Annotated in this window: 16 protein-coding genes; 8 read left to right on the top strand and 8 right to left on the bottom strand. The window is 67.2% G+C overall.

Features of this window, described 5'->3' with window-relative positions:
• Positions 1–33: 33 nt before the first annotated feature.
• The 5 genes from OQ02_RS01750 to OQ02_RS01770 all read right to left on the bottom strand — a co-directional run bounded on the left by OQ02_RS01750 (position 34) and on the right by OQ02_RS01770 (position 7574).
• A complete protein-coding gene (locus OQ02_RS01750; RefSeq protein WP_051771514.1) occupies positions 34–2193 on the bottom strand; it encodes a hypothetical protein in 2160 nt (719 codons plus the stop codon).
• Between the two features lie 68 nt (positions 2194–2261).
• Positions 2262–3023 (bottom strand): amino acid ABC transporter ATP-binding protein, encoded by a 762-nt coding sequence (locus OQ02_RS01755; RefSeq protein WP_033436381.1) that lies wholly within the window; start codon positions 3021–3023, stop codon positions 2262–2264.
• On the bottom strand, positions 3020–3844 hold the full coding sequence (locus tag OQ02_RS01760; RefSeq protein WP_033436382.1) for an amino acid ABC transporter permease: 825 nt from the start codon (positions 3842–3844) through the stop codon (positions 3020–3022). The genes OQ02_RS01755 and OQ02_RS01760 overlap by 4 nt, the downstream gene beginning before the upstream one ends.
• Positions 3845–3917: 73 nt before the next feature.
• Positions 3918–4736 (bottom strand): transporter substrate-binding domain-containing protein, encoded by an 819-nt coding sequence (locus tag OQ02_RS01765; RefSeq protein ID WP_033436383.1) that lies wholly within the window; start codon positions 4734–4736, stop codon positions 3918–3920.
• 156 nt (positions 4737–4892) lie between these two features.
• Positions 4893–7574: an MGH1-like glycoside hydrolase domain-containing protein gene (locus OQ02_RS01770; RefSeq protein ID WP_231499829.1), complete on the bottom strand. Its 2682-nt coding sequence runs from the start codon at positions 7572–7574 to the stop codon at positions 4893–4895.
• A gap of 159 nt (positions 7575–7733) precedes the next feature.
• Here OQ02_RS01770 and OQ02_RS01775 point away from each other — a divergent pair, with 159 nt between their 5' ends.
• Together OQ02_RS01775 and OQ02_RS01780 are read left to right on the top strand one after the other, a co-directional pair.
• Positions 7734–9767 (top strand): hypothetical protein, encoded by a 2034-nt coding sequence (locus OQ02_RS01775; RefSeq protein ID WP_033436384.1) that lies wholly within the window; start codon positions 7734–7736, stop codon positions 9765–9767.
• Positions 9764–10237, top strand: a complete 474-nt coding sequence (locus tag OQ02_RS01780; protein WP_033436924.1) for a hypothetical protein — start codon at positions 9764–9766, stop codon at positions 10235–10237. The genes OQ02_RS01775 and OQ02_RS01780 overlap by 4 nt, the downstream gene beginning before the upstream one ends.
• 19 nt (positions 10238–10256) lie before the next feature.
• Here OQ02_RS01780 and OQ02_RS01785 read toward each other — a convergent pair whose 3' ends face one another.
• On the bottom strand, positions 10257–11669 hold the full coding sequence (locus tag OQ02_RS01785; protein ID WP_033436385.1) for a M20/M25/M40 family metallo-hydrolase: 1413 nt from the start codon (positions 11667–11669) through the stop codon (positions 10257–10259).
• 471 nt (positions 11670–12140) lie between these two features.
• On the opposite strand from OQ02_RS01785, the gene pdhA reads away from it, so the two are divergent.
• The 3 genes from pdhA to OQ02_RS01800 are packed head-to-tail and all read left to right on the top strand — an operon-like array spanning position 12141 to position 15767.
• Entirely contained in the window at positions 12141–13334 is a 1194-nt protein-coding gene (pdhA, locus tag OQ02_RS01790; protein ID WP_033436386.1) for a pyruvate dehydrogenase (acetyl-transferring) E1 component subunit alpha, read from the top strand.
• Positions 13334–14356, top strand: coding sequence for an alpha-ketoacid dehydrogenase subunit beta (locus OQ02_RS01795; RefSeq protein ID WP_033436387.1), 1023 nt, complete (start codon positions 13334–13336; stop codon positions 14354–14356). The genes pdhA and OQ02_RS01795 overlap by 1 nt, the downstream gene beginning before the upstream one ends.
• A gap of 10 nt (positions 14357–14366) precedes the next feature.
• Positions 14367–15767 carry a dihydrolipoamide acetyltransferase family protein gene (locus OQ02_RS01800; protein ID WP_033436388.1) on the top strand — a complete coding sequence of 467 codons (1401 nt, stop codon included), beginning with the start codon at positions 14367–14369 and terminating at the stop codon, positions 15765–15767.
• Here OQ02_RS01800 and OQ02_RS40700 read toward each other — a convergent pair.
• Positions 15761–17116 (bottom strand): pentapeptide repeat-containing protein, encoded by a 1356-nt coding sequence (locus OQ02_RS40700; protein ID WP_156076835.1) that lies wholly within the window; start codon positions 17114–17116, stop codon positions 15761–15763. The genes OQ02_RS01800 and OQ02_RS40700 overlap by 7 nt on opposite strands.
• 73 nt (positions 17117–17189) lie before the next feature.
• Here OQ02_RS40700 and OQ02_RS01810 point away from each other — a divergent pair, with 73 nt between their 5' ends.
• A complete protein-coding gene (locus tag OQ02_RS01810) occupies positions 17190–18095 on the top strand; it encodes a helix-turn-helix domain-containing protein (protein ID WP_033436389.1) in 906 nt (301 codons plus the stop codon).
• 1 nt (position 18096) lies between these two features.
• On the opposite strand, the gene OQ02_RS01815 is transcribed toward OQ02_RS01810, so the two are convergent.
• A complete protein-coding gene (locus tag OQ02_RS01815; RefSeq protein ID WP_033436390.1) occupies positions 18097–18468 on the bottom strand; it encodes a VOC family protein in 372 nt (123 codons plus the stop codon).
• A gap of 37 nt (positions 18469–18505) precedes the next feature.
• On the opposite strand from OQ02_RS01815, the gene OQ02_RS44655 reads away from it, so the two are divergent.
• Complete coding sequence (locus tag OQ02_RS44655) at positions 18506–19240, top strand: DUF3885 domain-containing protein (protein WP_197043219.1); 735 nt, start codon at positions 18506–18508, stop codon at positions 19238–19240.
• A 785-nt stretch (positions 19241–20025) separates the two neighbouring features.
• Positions 20026–23283, top strand: a complete 3258-nt coding sequence (locus OQ02_RS42105) for an NACHT domain-containing protein (RefSeq protein ID WP_081915384.1) — start codon at positions 20026–20028, stop codon at positions 23281–23283.

Genomic DNA, 23283 nt, shown 5'->3' on the forward strand with positions numbered 1-23283 from the left:
CGTCCGGCACCCAGCCGGGCGGGGCTCGTCGCGTCAGCGCTTCAGCATGCGGGTGATGCCCGCCGCGACCGTCGTGGCCAGCACCCAGCCCGTCACGATCAGCCCCGACGCGATCCACTGCGACATGCCCGGCACGTTCCACCGGTTCTTGTTGCCGAAGTCGACGATCGGCACCACCAGGTCGATGGTGTACAGCCACGCGTTCCACGACAGCTCGTCGTCCGCGTTGATCTCGTCCAGCTCCGGCCCGGTGGCGAACCAGGTGCTCCCCAGCAGCCACGCGACCACCAGCCACGCCAGCGCGCGGGCCGGGCGGTAGCCGTAGCCGACCATCGCGCGCTGCAGCCAGCTCCACAGCAGCACCAGCGGCCGGAGCCAGCGGCGGCCCTCGGCGACGGCCCGGTACCGCAGCCGTTGCTTCTCCACCAGCACCGTCGCCGCGTGCTCGTCGTTGCCGCCGGCCCGCAGCATCTCGGCGAACTGGTCGTACGGGCCGGGCCGGTAGGTGCGCCGCATCGCCTGCCGCAGCCAGCGCAGCCGCCGGTCGACCTCCTCGTCGTCACGCAGGTCGATCGGGTGCCGCAGCGAGTCGTAGCGGAACTCCTCCAGGTCGATCCGGCCGGTCGTGCCCCAGAAGAACTCGTTGTCGTCCAGCACCGTGCAGCGCACCTGCCGCAACGTCACATCACCGCGCGGCGGGCTGACCGGCGTGACCACCAGCTCCTGCACCTGCATCCCCAGCAGGTTCAACGGGTGCGCGTCCAGCTTGTCGCCGAGCACCGAGCCCGCGAACGTGGCCATCCGGCCGATCTGCGCCCGCCTGGCCCGCACACCGCCGTGCGCCACGAACTCCTTCGCACCGCCGGCGCAGATCAGGTCACGCCCGATGGTCGCGCCGCCGACGTCCACCGACGGCTTGCCCGCCGGCTGGTGCCGGTAGCGGCCGGGTTTCGTGATCCGGCTGCCGCGCAGGTCCAGGTTCGCGCCGACGTGCACGCCGCGCAGCTCCAGCCCGCCGGTCACCTCCACCTCGCGGGCGGTGAGGTTGCTGCCGATGCGGGACCGGTTGCCCAGCACGGCGTCCGCCCGCGGGTTGTCCAGCGTGGACCCGTCGAGGATGAGGCTGCCCTTGGCCTGGAGGTCGACCATGCGGAACTGGCCGCGCACGTGCGCCTGACGGCCGATGATGTCCCCGCCGACCTGCGTGCCGTCGAGGTGCAGCGCCCGCCCGTAGCCCGTGGGGTCGGTCGTCGCGGCACCGTCGACCGGTGTGCGGTCGTCCAGCGAGTCGAACGTGCCGCCGGACAGCGACAGCGTGCCGCCGAGCGTGGCGTTGACCATGCGCACCGTGCCCGAGCTGCGGAAACCTCGGTCCAGCTGCACGTCGCCGTCCACCGTGATGCGGTCGAAGACGAGGGTGGCGTTCGGGTCGGAGTGCGGGTCCAGCGCGTCGTCGTCGGCCCGGCCGTCGGCGGCCGTCGTGCCGCGCAGGGTCAGCGCGGAGTCGACCCGCGCGCCCGCGAGCAGCACGGTGCCGTTCAGCGCGCAGCCGTTCATCAGGAGGTTGCCGCCCACGTGCAGCCCGGTGCCGTTGAACGAGTGGCCCAGCGGGTTGTTCAGCAGCCCGCCGCTGAAGTTGCAGTACCCGCCGACGTGCGCGCCCGCCATCCGCAGCTCGCCGACGACCTGGACCCGCTGCGCCAGCAACCCGCCCGCGAGCTTCAACCGGTCCGCGTGGAACGCGATGCCGTCCGGCGCCCGCAACGTGCTGTCCTGCAACGACAGCGACCCGGCCACGTCCGCGTCGACCAGGTCGACCAGGCCGTCGACCGTGCTGCCGGCCAAGGAGACCTCGTTGGCGCTGCTCAAGTTCCGCGCGGACAGGCCGGGGAGCCAGCAGTCGGCGAACCCGATACCGGCCAGCTTGCCCTGCCGGAGGTCCGGCGGCTCCTCGAACCGGCAGCGGACGAACTCCAGCAGGTAGGGGAACTCCACCGCGCGCAGGTCGAGCACACCGGTCAGGAACCGGTCCGCCACCCGCACCACCGGCGGGATACCGGCCCGCCGCCTCGGTAACCGCCACGTCCCGTCCGGCTCGCCAACGCCGCGCAGCACCTCGGCCGCGGCGAGCCGGGCGGAGCGCGGCGGGCTGGGGTCGAACACGTCCAGCCCCCGCGCCCCCTCATCGGTCATGTGATCGACAATGCTGGTCGACCGACCCGTTGGCAAGGAGCGCCCGGCGTGCGCCGGGCCGGGGTGGGTCAGTCGCGCGGGCCGTGGTGCGTCGGGTCGAGCACGCGGGCCAGGAACGACTGCGTGCGCTCGTGCTGCGGCGCTCCGATGACCTGCTCGGCCGGCCCTTCCTCGACGACGTACCCGCCGTCCATGAACAGCACCCGGTCGGCCACCTCGCGGGCGAACTGCATCTCGTGCGTCACCACGAGCATCGTCATGCCCTCGTCGGCCAGCTGCCGCATCACCCCGAGCACGTCACCGACGAGCTCCGGGTCCAGCGCCGAGGTGGGCTCGTCGAACAGCATCACGTCCGGGTCCATCGACAGCGCCCGCGCGATCGCCGCCCGCTGCTGCTGCCCACCGGACAGCTGCGCGGGCATGGCGTTGACCTTGTCCGACAGCCCGACCCGCTCCAGGTTCCGCAGCGCGACCTCCTGCGCCTCCTGCTCGCCCCGCTTGAGCACCTTGCGCTGCGCGACCGTGAGGTTCGCCAGCACGTTCAGGTGGGAGAACAGGTTGAACGACTGGAACACCATGCCGATCTTGGTGCGGGCCTTGTCGATGTCCACGTCCGGGTCGGTCAGCTCGGCGCCGTCCACCACGATCTTGCCGCCGGTCGGCTCCTCCAGCAGGTTCACGCAGCGCAGCAGCGTTGACTTGCCCGAGCCGGACGGCCCGATGATGCACACGACATCACCGCGGTTGACCTGGAGGTCGATGCCCTTCAGAACGTCCAGCGTGCCGAACGACTTCTTCAGGCCGGTGACCTCGACGACGACGTCGCTCACGCCGACACCCCCAATCCGGTCGACTCCGGCGTGCTGATCTTCTTGCCGCCGGTGCGCTTCTCCAGGTACCGCGACAGGTGGCCCAGCGGCAGCGTGATGATCAGGTAGCACAGGCCCGCGATGAGGATCGGCGTCAGGGACGGCGACCGGCTCAGCGTCTCGCGGCCGAACTTGGTCAGCTCGTACTGCTCGCGGAACAGGCCCAGGATGTAGATCAGCGACGAGTCCTTGGTGAGCAGGATCAGCTCGTTGGTCAGCGGCGGCAGGATGATCCGGAACGCCTGCGGGATCACGATGGTGACCGTCGCGCGGGCGCTGGACATGCCCAGCGAGCGGGCCGCCTCGATCTGGCCCTTGGGCACGGCCTGGATGCCGGCGCGGATCGTCTCCGCCATGTAGGCCGCGCCGACGCTGCCGAGCGCCAGCATCACCGTGCTCAGCGGGTCGAACTGGAGCTGGAACGCGATCGGCACGCCGTAGTAGATGGCGATGAAGACCAGCAGTGCGGGCACACCGCGGAAGACCTCGATGTAGACCATCGCGATCCAGCGGTACGGCGCGACCGACGACAGCCGCATCAGCGCCAGGACCAGGCCGAGCGCCAGGCCGAACGCGAAGCCGAGGGCGGTGTAGATGATGGTGTTCTTCAACGCCACCGTGATGACGTTCGGGAACATCGCCGACGCGATCTCGGTGTTGAAGAACGCCTTGCGGACCTGCTCCCAGTCCGCGCTCAGGGCCAGGGCGACGACGACCACGACCAGCAGGGCGTACTGACCGATGCGGATCGCTCGCGCCCGCTGTCGTTTCGAGAGTGCCATGTGGATTCCTCGCAGTGGGTGGACAAGGCACGGGGCCGGTGCCTGTCACAGCACCGGCCCCGTCGTCAGCCGGTTACTTGCTCTCCGGCTTCTTGCCGAACCACTTCTCGTAGATCGTGTCGTACTCGCCGCTCTCCTTGGCCTTCTTCAACACCTCGTTGATCTTGCTCTGGAGCGCGGTGTTGCCCTTCTTGACGCCGATGCCGTACTGCTCGCCGGTGTCGAACTCCGCGGTCACCTCGGTGTCCGGGAACTCCTTGGCGTAGTCGAAGAGCACGCCGTTGTCGTTGATGCCCGCGTCGACCGCGCCGGTGCGCACGGCGGTCTCCATCAGCGGCAGGTCCTCGAACTGCACCACGGTGTAGCCGTTGGCCGCCGCGTTGTCGTTCGCGTACTTCTCACCGGTGGTGTCCTGCTGGACGGCGAGCTTCTTGCCCTTCAGCCCGGCCAGGTCCTTGATCCCGGACCCCTTCTTGACCAGCAGCGCCTGCGAGGCCTCGAAGTACGGGTCGGAGAAGTCGATCACCGCCTTGCGCTCGTCGGTGATCGTCATGCCGGCCGCGGCCAGGTCGCACTGGTTCGCGCTGAAGCTCGTGCCCGACGTGATGGTCTCGAACGGCGTGTCGAAGATCTGCTGGGTGACGCCCAGCTCCTTGGCCACCAGGTCGACGAGCTCGACGTCGAAGCCGACGGTCTTGTCGCCCTCGCTGAACTGGAACGGCTTGTAGGACAGGTGCGTACAGGTGGTCAGCTTGCCGCTCTGGACCAGGTTGATGCTCGACCCGTCGCTAGACGAGCCGGTGTTGACCTTGGTCGCGCACGCCGTCATCGTGGCCGCCAAGGCGAGCACGGGGAACAGGGCGAGCGCAGCGTGCCTGGTACGACGGGCCACGGCGTCACTCCTTGTAACTGTGTCGGTCGAGTGTTCGGCATACTGCCACTTGGGTGACTGGGTGCACAGCACGCGCGTGTTACAGAGCTTCGGTGTGCATGAATCTTGCGTCACAGGTGACGTTCAGCGACAAAATGTTCAGTCGTTTGGCTTAAATCACTCATTTGATTCACCCACAGCGCCGGTTTGGCGACGATCTGTCAACAAGCTCGCGACCAGGGCCGTCCAGCCGGTCTGGTGCGTCGCGCCCAGCCCTTCGCCGGTGTCCCCGTCGAAGTACTCGCTGAAGGTCACGTGCTCGCGCCACAGGGGCGAGTCCGTCGCCTCGATCCGCTTGCCGTCGGCCGGCCGGCGCCCGTCGTGGTCGGGCATGAACAGCGACACGAGTCGGCGGACCAGCTCGTCCGCCGCCCGCCCGGCCGTCACGTGCCGGGTGCTGCGAGTGGGAAGTTCCACGTGGAACCTTCCGCCGTGGAACTCCTCGATCGTCCGCAGGGCCTCCACGAGCAGGGCGTTCGTCGGGAACCACACCGGGCCGCGCCAGTTCGAGTTGCCGCCGAACATCGGCGTGCGCGACTCGCCCGGCTCGTAGCCCATCCGGTGCTCCTGGTCCGCGACCTGCACCTCGAGGCCCTCGCGGTGCGCCGCGGACAAGCTGCGGATGCCGTGCGGCGACAGGAACTCGCCCTCGTCCAGCATCCGGCTCAGCACCCGCCGCAGCTTGCGCTCGTCCAGCAGGCTGAGCAGCGCACCGCCGCCGCTGCGGCTCAGGAACTGCTGCAACTCCGGCCGCTTCGACAGCAGGTGCTCCAGCCGCCGGGCGAAATCGGGCAGCTCCTCGAACACCCACGGCTCCAGCACGGCGCACGCCAGCACCGGGATCAGGCCCACCATCGACCGCACCCGCACCGGCTGGGACTCCACGTGCCCGTCCGGCAGCCGGCGGGACACCACGTCGTAGCAGAACCCGTCCGTCTCGTCCCAGATGCCGCGCCCGCCCGAACCGAACTGGGTGGACGCCTCGGCGATGCTCAGGAAGTGCTCCACGAACTTCGTGGCCACGTCCTCGTACGACTCGTCGTGCCGCGCCAGCTCCAGCGCGATCTGCATCAGGTGCAGGCTGTACGCCGCCATCCACGACGTGGCGTCCGACTGCTCCAGTCGCCACTGGCCGAGCATCGGCTCGGACCGGTTCACCGGGCCGATGTTGTCCATGCCGAGGAAGCCGCCCTCGAACAGGTAGCTGCCGTCGGCGTCCTTGCGGTTCACCCACCACGAGAAGTTCAGCAGCAGCTTGTGGAAGACCTTGGCCAGGAACTTCCGGTCCTTCCGCTCCTCGGACCGGTAGACCTGCAACGCCGCCCACGCGTGCACCGGCGGGTTGACGTCGCCGAACTCCCACTCGTACGCGGGCAGCTGGCCGTTCGGGTGCATCAGCCACTCGCGGCACAGCAGGAGCAGCTGCTCCTTGGCGAACGCCGGGTCGACCTTCGCGAACGGCACGGTGTGGAACGCCAGGTCCCACGCGGCGAACCACGGGTACTCCCACTCGTCCGGCATGGAGATCACGTCGGCCACGTCGAAGTGCCGCCAGTGCGCGTTGCGGGCGTGCATGTTCTTGCGGGACGTCGGCGCGGCGGGCTGCGCCGGGTCGCCGTCCAGCCACTCGCGGGTGCGGAAGCGGTAGTGCTGCTTGTTCCACATCAGCCCGGCGAGCGCGCGCCTGACGACGGCGGCGCGCTTCGGGTCGAGATCGGTGTGGTGGAACTCGTCCGCCTCGGCTTTGCGCTGGTCCAGGGTGTCCTGGAAGCTCGGGCCGAACGCGTCGAGGTGCCCGTCGCCCTCCACCAGGCGCAGCCGGACGGTGACCGACTCGCCCGGCTCGACCGGGTCGAACGAGTACCAGGCGGCGACCTTCGTCCCGGGTTCGCCCGTGTCGTCCGGGCCGACGACCTGGCACGCCTTCGGGTCGCGGCCGACGACGTACCGGTCGATGCCGTCCTTGGTGTAGCGGGTCGGGTTCGCGGACGTGCCGAACAGCTCGACCTCGTTGGTCTCGTTGTCGGTGACCAGCAGGGTCGGCGTGCCCTCGACGTGCAGCGTGTAGCGGCCGAGAGCGCCGTGCTCGGCGGTGATCCGGCGCCAGCCGTCCCTCGTGCTGGCGGTGAGCCTCGGCATGCGGTCGTCGCGGCCCCACGCCCACGTGTTGCGGAACCAGAACTGGGGGAGCAGGTGCAGCGGCGCCGGGTCCGGGCCGTGGTTGGTGGCGGTCAGCTCGACGCAGACGTCCTTCGGACCGGCCTTGGCGTAGCTGACCCGGACGTCGAAGAACCGGTTCTCGTCCAGCGCGCCGGTGTCGGACAGCTCGGGCTCGCGCTCGTTGCGGCCGGCGCGCTTGGCCGTCTCGCGCAGCTCGGCGTACGGGAACTCAGCCTGCGGGTAGCGGTAGACGACCTGCATCCAGGAGTGCGTCGGCGTGCCGTCGGTGACCCACCAGTGCTCCTTGACGTCCTCGCCGTGGTTGCCCTCGTTGTTGGTGAGCCCGAAGTAGCGCTCCTTGAGGATCGGGTCGCGGCCGTTCCAGAGAGCGACGGCCAGGTTCAGGAAGCCGTGCACGTCGCAGATGCCGGCGATGCCGTCCTCGCCCCAGCGGTAGGCGCGTGAGCGGGCGTGGTCGAACGGGAAGGACGTCCACGCGTCGCCCCCCGCCGAGTAGTCCTCCCGGACCGTCCCCCACTGGCGTCCGGCCAGGTAGGGGCCCCAGAGTCGCCACGGTGCGGTGGGCGGGTCGGAGTCCGCCAACCGCGTCCGCTCGGCTTGCCGGCTTTGCTCGTTCACTCCGCCAGTGTGCGGCATCGATCCAGTTAACCGGTTACCGGTCGGTTAGGTCACGGTCCTGACCGGTGTTTGCAAACCCTGTCAGTGGACTGCGATCGTCACTCTCCGTGGACTACGACTTACCTCCCTGGGCACAGCGGCGCGGACCACCCGGAACGGGTGCTGGAGCGCGCGGTCACGGCGGCGCTGGAACGCCCGGAGGTCGCGCGGGCGGTCACGTCGAAGCAGGTGACGCGGGAAGCCCTGATCGAGTCCTTGTCCGGCGCGGAGGCCGCCGTGCTGGCCGCGGCGGGCCAGGCGGAACAGCGTTACCGGGACGAGCGGCCGGGCTGGTGGGCCCTGTTCGCGCCGAACGCCCCGATCGGCCGGTGGGTGCTGCTCGTCACGCCGGTCCTGGGCTTCGCGGCCCTCGGTTCGTTCGTCGCACTCCTGGCCGGTCTGCCGTCGGCCGGGGTGCTCGCGGTCGTCGGCGGCGCGGCGGCGCTCGCGGTCGTGCTCAGCGCGCTCCTGGTGGTGCACTGGTCGCAGGGGCGCGTCGGCCGCCGGCTGCTGATCGCCTGGTTGGCCTGCGGGTGGTTCCTGCCCCTGACCGCGGTGGAGCCGTTGTCCCGGCTCGACCCGCCGCGCTGGCCGTTCCTCCTGGCCCTCGTGGGCTTCGGCCTGGTCAACGCCTCGGCCGTCCTCTCCGTCCGCACGTTGTTCAGGAGCTTCCGGCACTCGGGCCAGGGCGAGGTGGCGCGCGCCGCGCTCGTGGCGTGGGAGGAGAGCGTGCTGGTCGACGGCGTGCTGCCGGTCCTCTACAGCAAGCTGAACGAGGTCACGCCGCCCGTCCACGCCACCGTCCTGACCGTGCGGGAGGTGTCGTCCCTGGTCCGCGCCGACCCGCTGCGGATGCACGTGCCGACACCGGCGGGCGCCGTGCTGGCCGGGCTGGTCGAGAGGCTGGACGGCGGGAGCTTCGCCGTCGCCGGGCCGCGCGGCGCGGGCAAGACGAACCTGCTCCGGGCGTTCTGCGGCGGCCGGTACCGGTCCGCGGACCGCGCGCCCGACCTGGCCGTCCTGGTGTCCGCGCCGGTCGACTACGTGCCGCAGGAGTTCGTGGTCCACCTGTTCGCCGAGGTGTGCGAGGCGGTGGTCGACCGGTTCGGGCAGCGCGGCGGGAGTCGGCGGTTGGCGCGGAAGGTCCGGCCGCACCCGCTGGTCGCCGTCGCGCGGGACCACCTGGCCGCCCTCAACTACGTGCGCACGTACGCGGACGAGATCAGCGGCAAGGGCGGGTTCAAGGGGTTCGAGCTGGCGGGCAAGCGGGCCGTGACCATGGCCGGTCGGGCGCTCACCTACCCGGAGGTGGTCAAACGCTTCCGGGGGTTCCTGAGCCGGATCGCCGCCGAACAGGCCACCGAACGTGAGGTGAAACCCGGTCGGGTGGTCATCGGCGTCGACGAGCTCGACCGCATCGGCACCGGCGAGCCCGCCCGCCGCCTGCTCAACGAGATCAAGGCGGTCTTCGACGTCCAGGGCTGCTACTACCTGGTCTCCGTCTCGACCGAGGCGCAGCACGACTTCGAGCTGTCCGGCATCGGCCTGCGCAGCGTCTTCGACAGCTCGTTCGACGAGGTGGTCCGGGTCGACTACCTCGACTTCGAGTACGCCCGGAAGCTCCTGCGCCGCTACGTCCTCGACCTGTCCGAGCAGTTCCAGGCCCTCGCGTACGTGTTCTCCGGCGGCCTGGCCCGCCAACTGGTCCGCACCGCGCGGGCCATCGTGGAACTGGGCCGTGAACGGCCCGGACGCGATATCGCGGACGTGGTCCGGGCCCTCGCCGACGCCGAGCTGACCCGAGCCTGCCAGGCCACCGCCGACGCCCTGACCGCCGTGGACGACCGCGACGGCGTCACCGACCTCCTGCGCCTGCTGGACGAACGCCCGACCACCGACCTCAAGGCGTTCAGCGACAAGGTCCGCGACTCCTACAAGGACAGGTCGGACCGCGTCCGCCACCTGCGGGACGCCATCGCCGCCCGCACCCGCTTCCTCGCCACGGTCCGACAAACCTTCACCGCGGACCTCACCGAGGAGCGGATGCGGGAGCTGGACTTCGACCAACTCGCCCGCGCCCGCCGCTACGCGGGCACGAACCCGGACGCGGGCCTGGCCCTGCTCCGGGACATCGACCGAAGATGGTCGGCGTGACCGAAGACTGGAAGAACGACCGCATCGGCTCGGCCCTGCGCGGCGAGAACCCGACCGTGCTCCGGCGGCTCTCCGCCGGCTTCGCGGTGATCGGGGACGTCCAGTTCCTCCCCGGCTACTGCGTGCTGCTCACCGACACACCCGGCGTCCACCGCCTGACCGACCTGCCGCGCCACCGCCGGCTGGACTTCCTCGCGGACATGGAGCTGCTGGCCGAAGCGGTGGAACGGGTGTGCGGCCGGCGTGACCCGGAGTTCCGCCGGGTCAACCTGGAGATCCTGGGCAACACCGACCCGTGGCTGCACGCCCACGTCCGCGCCCGCTACCACTGGGAGCCGGAGCCGGTCGTGCGCCACCCGGTCTACCTCTACCCGGCGGAACGCTGGACCGACCCGGCCACCGCCCTCGGCCCGCAGCACGACGACCTGCGGGCCGACCTCACCGCCGAACTCGACCGGCTGACCGGCTGAACCGCTCGACCAGACTCGATCAACGCCGGGCGTGCGCGTCCAGCACCACGGCCACGGCCTCGGTGATCCGCGCCGCCTGCGCCAGGTGCAGCCACTCGTCCGGCACGTGGCAGTTCGAGTCCGGCCCCACCGCACCCGTGACCAGGAACTGCGCCTCCGGGTACGCCTCCGGCAGCAGCGCCATGAACGGGATCGAGCCGCCCAGCGCCACCGTCCGCCACGGCGCGTCGAACACCTCCTTGCCGACCAGGTCCAGCGTCTCGCGCAGCCACGGCGCCAGCGTCGGCGCGTTCCACCCGTCCGCCGCCTCGATCCGCGACAGCTCCACCGAAGCCCCGTACGGCACGTCCGTCGTCAACGCCCGCCGGATCGCCTCGACCACCGCCGAGGAGTCGGCCGTCGGCGGCAGCCGGAAGCTCAGCACCAGCGTGGTGGACGGCCGCAGCACGTTGCCCGCGTCGTCCGGCGCCGGCAGCCCGTCCGCCCCGGTCACCGACAGCGTCGGCCGCCACCCGGCGTTCAGCGCCAACTCGACCTCGTCCGACGCCACGGGCTGCGTCCCGCCCGCCCACGGCACGCTGCCGACGAGCACACCGGGCGCGCTGGCCACCGAGTCGCGCACCTCGAGCACCCGGTCCTCCGGGATCTCGACGTGCATCTCCGGCAGCAGCACCTCACCGGTCGCCGCGTCCTCCAGCCGGTCCAGCAGCTGCCGCGCGATCCGGAACGACGACGGCACGATCCCGCTCGCCAGCCCCGAGTGCAGCCCGCCTTCCAGCACCTTCACCGTCATGGTGACCTGCACCAGCCCGCGCAGCGACGTGGTCAGCCACATCCGCTCGTAGTCGCTGCCGCCCGAGTCGAGGCACACGACCAGCGACACGTCACCGAGCCGGGACCGCAGGTGGTCCAGGTACGCGGGCAGGTCCGGGCTGCCGGACTCCTCGCCGGTCTCCAGCAGGATGACGCACCGCGAGTGCGTGCCGCCCGCCTGTCGCACCCCCTCGATGGCCGCGATCGCCGCGTACCCCGAGTACCCGTCGTCGGCGGAACCCCGGCCGTACAGCCGCCCGTCGCGCAGGACCGGCGTCCACGGCCCGAGCCCTTCGCCCCAGCCACCCACCGGCGGCTGCTTGTCCAGGTGCCCGTACATCAGCACGGTGTCGGACGTCGGCGCCGTGCCGGGCACGTCGACCAGCAGCAACGGCGTCAGGTCGGGTAGTTGGACGACCTCGACGGTGGCGCCCGGCAGATCGCGGTCGGCGAGCCAGGCGCGCACGTGCTCCACCGCGGCGGCCAGGTGGCCGTGCGATGCCCACGCGGGGTCGAACGAGGGGGAGATCGCGGGGATCGCGACCAAGGCGGACAGGCTCGGGAGGATGTCGTCCTCCCAGAGCCCGCGAACGGTACGGGTCAGCGCTGAACGGTCCACGCCCCGATCCTGTCACGACCCGTTTCACCGGCGGACCGGTGAGCGGGCGATCCGACGGCCGATCCGGAGATTTCGCGTGGTGGAAATGGTGCGTCTGCCGATGGTCGGTAGTCCATCCACAGCAAGGGGTGCCCACGTGGGCAGTTCGGCCGACCGGACGTGTGCGGAAGCCTACGTTCGGTAGTTAACCGGCGATAACCTGGACAAGGGTGTTCGATCAACGAACGGCCTACTCGGACTGCCGAAGATTGGTCTTCCGACCGTTGGTGCACGTCAGGCCGCTGCGTGAAGAGTTACGAACTGGGATGGGGCTCACCATCGGGGCAGGTGCCATGTCAGGATGTGGATGAGAACACCGTCAGCGCCGACGGTTGACCGACCCCGACACCGAGGGGCACGGCGACTGGCGGTGCAGCCGCGCAGTGTCGTCACAAGCGACCGGGCGGTCTCGTAGACGAGGAGACAAGGCGCATGTCGTCCCCCGAGAAATGGACGCACCCAGGGCCGGATGCCGCCCCGGCAACTGCTGCCAAACCGACAGCCGAACAGGTGATCGCAGGCTTGCGAGCGACAGACGAGGGCGGCGCCGACCTGGTGCAGCTGCTCACCCCCGAGGGCGAGCGCGTCCAGCACCCGGATTTCGACATCGACATCACGGCCGAGGAACTGCGCGGGCTGTACCGCGACATGGTCCTCGTCCGCCGCGTCGACCGCGAGGCGAACGCCCTGCAGCGCAAGGGCCAGCTCGGCATCTGGGTGCCGCTGCTGGGCCAGGAAGCCGCGCAGATCGGCGCCGGCCGGGCCATGCGCCCGGAGGACATGGCGTTCCCCAGCTACCGCGAGCACGGCATCGCGTGGACCCGGGGCGTCAAGCCGACCGAGCTGCTCGGCATCTTCCGCGGCACCGACAACGGCACGTGGGACCCGGTCGCGACCCGGTTCCACCCGTACACGATCGTCATCGGCAACCAGGTGCTCAACGCCGCCGGCTACGCCATGGGCCAGAAGTTCGACGGCAAGGTGGGCGACTCCGACGGCGAGGCCACCATCTGCTTCTTCGGCGACGGCGCCACCAGCCAGGGCGACGTGCACGAGGGCTTCGTCTGGGCCGCGGTCTACGACGCGCCGCTGGTGTTCTTCTGCCAGAACAACCAGTGGGCCATCTCCGAGCCCACCGAGCGCCAGTCCCGGCTCCCGCTCTACCAGCGGGCCCGCGGCTACGGCTTCCCCGGCATCCGGGTCGACGGCAACGACGTGCTGGCCACCCTCGCGGTCACCCGCTGGGCGCTGGAGGAGTGCCGCCAGGGCAACGGCCCGATCCTGATCGAGGCGTTCACCTACCGGATGGACGCGCACACCACCTCCGACGACCCGTCCCGCTACCGGCTGTCCGACGAGCTGGAGCTGTGGAAGCTCAAGGACCCGATCGAGCGGGTCAAGGTGCACCTGGTCAAGCAGCAGTGGGCGGACCAGGCGTTCTTCGAGTCCATCGAGGCCGAGGCCGAGCAGATCGCCATCGAGCTGCGGGACTACTGCGTCAACCTGCCCGACCCGCCCCCCGGGCGGATCTTCAGCGAGGTCTACGCCGAGGGCAACCCGGTCCTGGAGGCGCAACGCGACGAGTTCCTGGCGTACCACGCCGGGTTCGCGGGAGGTGAGCACTGATGGCTGCTCCGACGATGGACCGCCCCACGTCCGCCGCGCCCGCCGCGGTGCAGACGCTGACCATCGCGAAGGCGTTGAACAACGGCCTGCGCGCGTCGATGGAGGCCAACCCCAAGGTCATCGTGATGGGTGAGGACGTCGGCAAGCTCGGCGGCGTCTTCCGGATCACCGACGGCCTCCAGAAGGACTTCGGCGAGCAGCGCGTGCTGGACACGCCGCTGTCCGAGTCCGGCATCATCGGCGCCGCCGTCGGCCTCGCGATCCGGGGCTACCGGCCGGTGTGCGAGATCCAGTTCGACGGCTTCATCTTCCCCGGCTTCGACCAGATCGTGTCGCAGGTCGCCAAGCTGCACTACCGCACCCAGGGCCGGCTCAAGCTGCCCATGGTGATCCGGGTGCCGTTCGGCGGCGGCATCGGCGCGGTCGAGCACCACTCCGAGTCGCCCGAGTCGTACTTCGCGCACACCGCCGGCCTCAAGGTCGTGACGTGCTCGAACCCGGCCGACGCGTACTGGATGATCCAGCAGGCGATCGACTGCGACGACCCGGTGCTGTTCTTCGAGCCGAAGCGGCGCTACTACGAGAAGGGCGAGGTCGACACGACCGCCGCGCCCGGACCGCTGTTCCGCTCGCGCACCCTGCGCACCGGCACGGACGTCACGGTCGTGACGTACGGCCCGTCCGTGCGGACGTCCATGGAGGCTGCCGCGGCGGCCGAGGAGGAGGGGCGTTCGCTGGAGGTCATCGACCTGCGCACGCTGTCGCCGCTCGACCTCGCGCCGGTGTACGAGTCGGTGCGGCGGACCGGTCGGCTGGTCGTGGTGACCGAGGCGCCGAGCGAGTCCTCCATCTCCAGCGAGATCGCGGCCAAGGTGCAGCAGGAGTGCTTCTACTCCCTGCAGGCGCCGGTGCTGCGGGTGACCGGTTTCGACACCCCGTACCCGCCGTCGAAGTTGGAAGAGGAATTCCTCCCCGACCTCGACCGCGTGCTGCACGCCGTCGACCGCTCGCTGGCCTGGTAGGGGGATAGCTGTGCCGCAGTTCAAGCAGTTCCCCATGCCCGACACGGCAGAGGGGCTGACCGAGGCCGAGATCCTCACCTGGCACGTCAAGCCGGGTGACGCGGTGAAGGTCAACCAGGTCATCGTCGAGATCGAGACGGCCAAGGCGGCCGTCGAGCTGCCGTGCCCGTGGGACGGCGTGGTGACCGAGTTGCTGGCCGAGGTCGGTCAGACGGTCGAGGTCGGCGTCCCGATCATCACGATCGACACGGACCCGTCCGGCGCGGCGTCGCCCGCCGCTCCCGCCGCTCCTGCTGCTTCTGCTCCCGCTCCGGCGGAGTCGAACGGCAAGATCGGTGAGGAGATGCCGGGCGGCCGGATCGCCACGCTGGTGGGCTACGGGCCCCGGGCGGGTGCGGCGAAGCGCCGTGCGCGCAAGGACACCTCGGCTCCCGCAGCCGCGGCTCCTGCTCCCGTCGCCGCTCCTGCTCCTGCGCCGGTCGCCCCTGCGCCTGCGCCGGTTCCTGCCCCTGCCCCGGTTCCTGTTTCGGCTCCGGCGGCTAGGGGTGGCTACGTGCCACTGGCCAAACCGCCGGTGCGCAAGCTGGCCAAGGACCTGGGCGTCGACCTCTTCGCCCTCGCCGGCTCCGGTCCGGGCGGCGTGATCACCCGGGACGACGTCGAACAGGCCGTCGCACCCACCGCGCCGACCGCGTCCCTCGTGGACAGCGGGACGCGGGAGCGCCGCGTCCCGATCAAGGGCGTCCGCAAGGCGACCGCGCAGGCGATGGTGGACAGCGCGTTCACCGCGCCGCACGTCACCGAGTTCCTGACGGTCGACGTGACGCCGATGATGGAGCTGCGGGCGCGTCTGAAGGAGACGCGCGAGTTCCGCGGCGTCAAGATCACGCCGTTGGCGTTCGCCGCCAAGGCGGTCGTCCTGGCCGCCCGCCGCACCCCCGACGTCAACGCGACGTGGGACGCGGCGGCGCAGGAGATCGTCTACAAGGACTACGTGCACCTCGGCATCGCCGCCGCGACGCCGCGTGGCCTGGTGGTCCCGAAGGTCCGCGACGCCGACCGGATGTCACTGCGCGAGTTGGCCGTGGCCCTGGACGAACTGGCCACGACGGCCCGTGACGGCAAGACGACACCCGCGGACATGATGGGCGGCACCATCACCATCACGAACGTGGGCGTCTTCGGCGTGGACACCGGCACCCCGATCATCAACCCCGGCGAGTCGGCGATCCTCGCCTTGGGCGCGATCCGGGACATGCCGTGGGTGGTGGACGGCCAGGTGGTGCCGCGCAAGGTCTGCCAGCTGGCGCTCAGCTTCGACCACCGGGTGGTCGACGGCCAACAGGGCTCGCAGTTCCTGGCCGACGTGGGCGCACTGCTGGCCGACCCCGGCGTGGCGATGACCTACTGAGGTTCCCCGGTGGCGTCGGGAGTCCCGTCCGGGCTCCCGACGCCACCGATCCCGCGCAGCGCCCGCACCACGTCTGCCGGCTCCGTGCCATCCGTTTCGACCGTGCATTCGGTGAACTCCGCGTCGGTCAGCCGTACGTCGGTGTTCGGCAAATAGCCACCGCCGAACCGGAACGCGCACTGCTGCGCGTCGACGGCGCGAAGTCCGATCACCGACTTCGTCTGCTGAACGGGCAGGTGCATCATCGACAGGTCGACGGTCGAGCGGCTCAGCTCGACGGAGTCGAGCGCGATGGTCAGGGCTCGGCCGACGAGCCCGCGGAAGGTGAGAACGGTGTCGCGCAGGACTGCGCCCGTCAGGTCGACGGTGCTGCGGACCAGGTCCGCCGTCGAAAAGTCGACGACGTCGCCGGTGAACTCGGCCTCGCTGAAGTCCAACGTGGAAGACAGCGCGGAGATCCCCTCGAAGGAGGTGGTGTTCGAGATGAACTTCGCCTTGCGGAAGCTGACCGTCCCGTTGAACCGGCAGTTGGCGAAGTCGGTGCGCTTGCCGTGGAAGATCGCGTTGTCGAAGCTGAAGGTGCCGCTGAACGTCCGCCGCGACAGGTCCAGGTCCTCGAACTCGACGCCGCGGAAGTCCATTCGGATCTTTCCGACCTGCCACCGCCGCTGCAACGTGTGGTCCAGCAGGGCGTTGATGATCTCCTGCCGCACCTCGCGCTCCGTCCGGTCGTCCTGCGGGTAGGGCGTGCGCAGGTAGCCGGACAGCACGTCCACGCAGATCTGCCGCTGCTCCGGCCAGTCGTCGGCCAGACCGACCATGGCGTACACCCCGGCGAGGCGGACCGCGAAGCTCTCGTGGCCGAGCTGCTCGGCCGCCCTGCCGTAGCGCTCGTTGAAGAACTTCGTTCGCTCCCGCTCCTCCTGCCGGTTGGCGATCACGTGCGCGGCCTCCGAAACCTGCTGCTTGCGGTACCCGACCGCCAGCGCCACGACCGCACCCAGCCCACCGACCACGGCCAGACCGATCTTCAGCAGGTCGAGCAGCTCGGCGGTGGTGAAGCTGGTGGACGAGGGCAGCGCGGGCCGGCCGAGTAGTCGGTAGAGCCCGTACCCGGTGGCGGCGGCGAGCACTGCGGCCACGAACAGCCACTTGACCAGTGCGCCCGCCATCGACCCCTTGACGCTCGCGGGCATGTGTCGGACGGGCGCGACCCCTGCGGTGGGGACTTCGAGAGTCGTCACCGACGCGCGCTTGCGCCGCTGGCGGGCGGTGAACCACGCCACCAGCCACAGCCACCCCAGGAACGTGAGACCGGCCGGCAGGTAGGGGGCGAGGTGGTCCAGCACGAGGTGCAATCCTGCCGGACGATGGCGTTAATCGGTTGAAGTTCCAGTAACTGGAGAGTTCAAGGTGGTCCCCGTGACGCACTACTCGATCGGCGAACTGGCGCGGATGACCGGGCTGTCCACGCGGACGGTCCGGTTCTACTCCGACTCCGGCGTGATCCCCGTGGCGGGGCGCACGGTGGGCGGGTTCCGCACCTACGACGTCGACGGGTTGGCGCGGCTCAAGCTCGTGCGGACCCTGCGTGACCTGGGCGTGGACCTGCCCACGGCGCAGCGGGTGTTGGCGCGGGAGGTGTCCGTGGCCGACGTGGCCCGGACGCACGCGGAAGCCATCGACGCGCAGATGCGCACGCTCCGGTTGCGCCGGGCCGTGCTGCGGGTCGTGGCGCGGAACGGGGAGGTGGAGCTGGTGCACGAATTGGCGCGGTTGTCGGAGGAAGAGCGGCAAGCGATCCTCGACGACTTCTTCGACGAGGTGTTCGGCGGGTTGGAGCTGGATCCCGGATTCGAGCAGATGATGCGGTCGGTCCGGGTCGAGCTGCCGGACGACCCGACGACCGAGCAGCTGGAGGCGTGGGTCGAACTCGCGAACATGGTGCGCGACCCGGACTTCCGGGCGTCGATCAGGAACATGTCGGAGCGGCACCAGGAGATGCGGGCCGAAGGCGTCGACATGTCCGGTCGTTCCGAGGAGGCCATGGAGGCGTTCCAGTACTCGATCGCCCAGGCCCGTGAGGCGTTGGACGCGGGCATCGCCCCCGACTCGGCCGAGGCGGCAGCCGTTGTCGCGCGGGTCGACGAGAGGTGGTCGACGGCCCTGAACCTGCCGGTCGGCCCGGAGCTGTCCAAGCGCTTGGAGGAGTTCGGCGATCCGAGGGCCGAGCGCTACTGGGCGTTGCTCGCGACGATCAACGGCTGGGAGAACCCCGTTCCCGACAACACCGCCGAACGGCGCTGGTTGACCGAAGCGGGCAGCTGACTCACTCCCAGACCAGGCAGAACGGGTGGCCGGCCGGATCGGCGAACACCCACCAGACCTCGTTGGAGTCGTCCAACAAGGTCCCGCCCAGTCGGAGGACCTCGGCCTTGGCCGAGCCGAGGTCCTTCACCCCGACGTCGAGGTGGAACTGCTGGGGCTTGCCCGGATCAGGCCACTCGGGCGCCACGTACTCCGCGGCACGCTGGAAGCCGAGGACCAGCCCTCCGTCGAGGTGCAACGTCGACCAGTCGTCGTCCAGCTTCCACCGGCGGTCCGGCTTGTCCACCTCGCCGCCGAAAACCCCCTGGTAGAACGACGCCAACGCCTTAGGCTCCGGGCAATCAATGACAACGCACTGCAACACCCCGACCATGCACCCGAGCCTAACCGCGAGATCCGAGGGACGTTCGTTGAACGACGCCGTGTGCCGATGGGTGGCGGACCACCAGGACTACTGGCTACGACAGGCGATCGTGCCCACCTTCTACACCCGTGGTGAAGTGCTGGTCCTGGAGCTGACCGGGCCTCTCCGGCACGCCGCGGTCGAGCTGCGCCCCACTTCGACCGACATCGTCGCCTGTCTGGACAACTGGCTACTCGCGTCGTACCCCGTCCCGGACCTACTCCACCAGTGGAACCGCAACTGGAGCCGCTGCGAGCCGGTGGCCTACATGTTGAAACAGGTGTATTGGGAACGCTGGGTGCGTTTCCACAGCCTGCCGGAGTCCAAGCGGTACGCCGAGACCGAAGCGGAGTACGCCATCGTCCTGGAGCGCTACAACACAGTGCTGGACGAGCTTTTCGCCGGTGAGGACGTCTACGTCATCACCATGGAGTGGCGCGACGATCCGAAGCCGGGGACCGACTACTGGACCACGATCTGCATCGACCCGGACCCGGACGGACCGTCGTACTGGCACCTGTACGCCAAACGGATCCCGTGGACCACCGGGGCGATCGACCCCCTGCTCCGCGACGTGGCGGATGACGTCGAGGCCAACGTGATGATCACCGACGTGGCGATGACCCGCATCCACCACCCCTATGACGGCGGCGCCGACGTCCTGCTCCCGACCAGCGAGGAGCGTGACGCACTGAGGGCCAGGCACGCAGACTGGCTCTCCAACCATCCGCAGGGCTTGTGATCGGTGTGATCGCGGACGAAGACACCACCGCTGCGCCGGGACACGATCAAACCGCCGAACGTCCCGAAAGCAGTGGGCGGTGTCTTCCGCGTCCTGAAGACCCCGCCCAGACCGGGTGACCTGATCAGCCAGGCCTATTTGATGTGCATCCCCGAAATGGCCCTGGCCACTACCAACCGCTGGATCTCCGACGTCCCCTCGAAGATGGTGAAGATCTTGCGCTGGGGTGGCCCTGACGTGCCCACATCACTTGGAATCGCGGCCTGACCTGCGCATACCTAATCAACGTTCGTCGTCGTTGACCAACCCTTCTCGACCTCTCACGGCCTGGAGACGGCCTGAGATCTGATCAACAACCGAGGGCACCACCACGGCACCCAGTCGCCAACCGCGACGACTCACGTGCCGAGGTGGTGCCCTCCGCCATGCCCGGACACTCCCCGTTGGCCGCTGGCGCGGAGCGTCGGCGGGCGTCGATCGCCGTGCCCAGCCCGACCAAGCCGCGTGACCGCGCGATCGTCCCGACCGATGCCGCTGGGAGCTCGTCGTCCTGGCGGCCGTTGAGGCGCGCCGCCACCCGACCACGTGCACCGACTCCGCGCACGCCGACGGGCGGAGCGAAGCGGGAGCCCGGCGTGCCGTGATGCGGGGAGTCGGTGCGAACGTGCGTCGGACCGCACCGCGCGCCGCCGCAGGCGGCGCGCCTTGATCCCATATAGCCAAGTTCGGCAACTGTCGATCACCGTAAGTGAAACACATCGTCTCGTGCGGACGATAATAGCGATATGATCGATCCAGGGGTTGCTCTTGGTGCGGCCGTAGTAAAGGCTGTATGCAAGATTTGGCTGAAAGATAACGAAATCGCGAAGGATACGAGCATACGCGTAGTCGACATTATCGAGCTAAAAGTATCTGGATGGCGTGAACAACGTCGGGTAAAGCGCATGTTCGAGGAACTCGAGGAGACGGTAGCGGATAAACTATTGACGTCCCTTGAGGCGGAATTCAGGGACCTGCCCGAAAATGATCGCAATTCCGCTATTCTAGCTGCTAAAGAGGTCTTCGATCAAGTTAAGCTTGACAACAAGGACCTTTTCGCTGCCGATCTGGACCCACTCTTCCTCGAGCGCCAACTACGAACTGATAGCGTTGCTGCGGTGGACGGCCTTGGCTTAGACGCCATCCAGCTTTACGACCGCATTGTATCCATGTGTTGTGGATACATTGTCGAGATGTGCAGTACATTTCCGGGATTTACTGTCGATGCGTTCAGTAATCTGCTAGCGCGTCAATCCGACATTTCTAGGCAAATCGGCCAACTTCTCGACCGTGTTCCACAACGAAACGCAGGTCATCGGGTCGGGATTTTTGAGGCTGCATACCGTCAACTGGTCGCTACGCAGCTCGACAAGATCGAACTGTTCGGTATTTCAGTTTCAGATACCCTGCGTACATACACCCTCAGTACTGCTTATATTAGTCTAAGCGTTCTTTCGCCTTCGCTCGCTGAACGAATCCGGACGAACGAGGTCGACCGCATAGACGATGATAAGGGAACGACTAAAGCTCTCGATGATACTACTATTCAGAGGGCATTGGCTGTCACCAACAGGATCTTCCTTCGCGGCGAAGCAGGCTCGGGAAAAACAACGCTACTCCAGTGGATGGCCGTTAATGCCGCTCGTCGGAGCTTCGATGAACCCTTGGACGCCTGGAACGGAAAAATTCCGTTCATGATTAGACTTCGCTCGTGCTCTGATCGAGATCTGCCTCGGCCCGAGCAGCTCCTAGAAAGTCTCGGCCGACATATTTCTAATGAGATGCCCGACAACTGGGTACATGATGCTCTACGTAGTGGATCAGCAATGGTTCTCATCGATGGCCTTGATGAGGTCTCAGAAGTACGTCGCGATAATGTCCGTTCCTGGCTAATTGAATTGGTCGAGACCTTTCCGAGAACTAGCTATATCGTGAGTTCGAGGCCCGCTGTCGTAGGTGATGCTTGGCTTAGACACGCGGGATTCGATGTTGTCGAAATCCAGCCGATGACTAACGCGGACATCGGAAACTTCGTGACGCATTGGCACAAGGCTTTCCGTGAGACGGCTGTCGACGTAGAAATGATTGAACGTCTGCAAAGATCAGAAGAGGAAATTCTAAGAACCATAAGGCTGCGGAAGCATCTGCGCCAGCTCACGACAAGCCCACTACTCGCGGCACTAATATGCGCTCTTCATTTAGATCGTAGGATGCAGCTGCCCAACGATCGTATGGAGCTTTACGCGGTAGCCCTTGAGATGCTATTAGAAAGGCGTGATGTCGAGCGTCAGGTAGGTGGAACAAATATTGTGATGTCCAGAACTGAAAAACTAATAATCCTACAAGATATCGCATACTGGCTAATAAGGAACGGCCAAGCGGACGCGAGTATCGACCGACTCACCCAACGCATTTCGGCTCGTTTGCAGACGATGACGCGTCATCTGGGCGAAGCTAGCGATGTCCTCAGCACTCTACTCGCGCGAAGCGGTCTGTTGCGGAAGCCAGTAATCGATCGGATCGACTTCGTGCACAAGACCTTCCAAGAATATCTCGCTGCTGCTGCGGCGGTAGAAACTGACGACATTGGTGTTCTAATTCGTCACGCACATGATGATCAATGGCGCGAAGTCATAGTTATGGCTTCTGGTCACGCCCATCAGCAACAGCGAGACGACCTAGTAAGAGGCATTCTAGATCGAAGTCTTGCCGAGTCAAACAATCGACACGCACTCCAACTGCTGGCAATTGGGTGCCTGCAGACGTCGGCTCAGATAGCAGCTCCGTTGAATGCGAAGATTCAAGAGGTTGCCAAGAAACTCATCCCTCCGCGATCCATGCGCGATGCTGCTGCGTTGGCTGGCGCAGGGGATCTAGCACTGGAGTTGGTATCAAGCCAGCCACCGCGTAATGCCAGGCAGGTGGCGGCAACCATCAGAATGGCTAGCCTTATTGGCGGGGACTTGGCTCTATCGCTAATTGCCAACCTGTCAAATGACTCAAATTCTGACATTGACGCGGAACTATTGGCTGCTTGGGATAGGTTTGACGTAGCGGAGTTTGGTGCGGAGGTGATGTCGAAGCGTCGCCGCATCGACTATCTGGAGATCAAAGACTCAGATAGAACCGCGTACTTGAGTAATGTTAGCTGCGGTACTCTTGTTTGCCGTTTCTCGGAAGGGTATGGCGACTATTCCTTCGTTCCTAATATGGCGAGACTCAGGACTCTTAACGTTTATGAAGACAAGCTGCTTCATGATATCTCGGATATTTGCGACCAGCAAAGTCTACAGGACATCCACCTTGGTGATGTGGGAGAAGGTGTAGACCTGTCACAACTTGAACGCCTCTCAAATTTGACGAAGTTGGAGTTTGATGCTGCATCTGTAAGCGCTGACAATGGACTATCCGCTCTGACCAGTCTAAAACAAATTCAAGTATTGAACCTGTCGTCAATGAACTCCTTGACGGATAACTTTGCTGCTTCTCTAATGCTGGAACGCATCGGGTTCTGGCATGCCAGTGAACTGGCGAGCTTGGAGCAATTGGCAGATCTTCATCAACTGGAAAAGCTCAAGTTCCTCCTTCTGTCAAAAGCGCATTCATTAACTTCTATTGATGCTATTCGTAAATGGCGGACTACGCTCACGGGTGTCTACATTAGGGCTCGCCAACTTACGGATTTGTCAGTACTTAAGGAGATTCCGAATTTGGAGTTTGCTAATCTCGCCGATACTCCGGTCACCGACGCAGGTGTCGTATCAGACTGCAAAAAGCTGAGTATTCTCCATCTGGGGAGTGCTTTCGTCCCGTTGCCGAGCCTTAAGCCACTTCGCGACTTGACTAAATTGCGGATGCTGTTCTTGTATACCCCTGAGGATTCTATCGATCTTTCGGAACTTTCTGGTGTAGATGATGTACGGGTCAGGGTTAGGGGACCGAAGGGGATTAAGGTGATGGGGAAAGACAAGCTGGGACGTAGGGCAAAGGTGGAGCTTATGTAG

This window comes from Saccharothrix sp. NRRL B-16314 (assembly GCF_000716595.1).
In the GTDB taxonomy this organism is placed as follows: domain Bacteria; phylum Actinomycetota; class Actinomycetes; order Mycobacteriales; family Pseudonocardiaceae; genus Actinosynnema.